1 protein-coding gene is annotated in these 500 nt (G+C 29.8%); it reads left to right on the top strand.

What is annotated here, in order from left to right:
* Positions 1-229, top strand: a 229-nt coding sequence (locus K1I94_RS11340) for an adhesin biosynthesis transcription regulatory family protein (RefSeq protein ID WP_223315345.1), incomplete at its 5' end; no start/stop codon positions are given.
* Between the last annotated feature and the right edge of the window lie 271 nt (positions 230-500).

The raw sequence follows: 500 nt of genomic DNA on the forward strand, positions 1-500 counted from the left end.
GCTTTTAATAGAAATATCAGCTATACGTATTGAAAAACTTATACAAGCATTGTATGATTATCTTGTTCTTGGAACGCCAAGAAAGAATATCTGTGAGCGATATGGTGTAAATAATGGATATATAAGCACAAGTCTTTCTCGTCTTGAGAAAGTAAATCATATGATAATGCAGTTAATCCCCCACCATGTAAAATGGTGCGCAGAAAAAAACAACGATGTAAATGCATAGAATGCAAATGCATTTCATATTTATCATTTGTATACTATGTATACGCTTGCGTTTTATTACGCTGTAATTAACAGTTGTTTCTGTATTGCTTAGATACAATAGATGCACATAAAATTATTGTGTCAAAACTCATAAATAGCAAGTGATTTAAAGTCACATTGTTACTAATATTGTAGTATATTCATGTATATCATTAACTTTAAAAAGTCAAAATATCTATAATATTCCTTGCAATGCGGATGATGTGGTGTAACCCATATTTAAAATATGG

Origin of the sequence: Streptococcus sanguinis, from assembly GCF_019929145.1 — a bacterium.
In the GTDB taxonomy this organism is placed as follows: domain Bacteria; phylum Bacillota; class Bacilli; order Lactobacillales; family Streptococcaceae; genus Streptococcus; species Streptococcus sanguinis_U.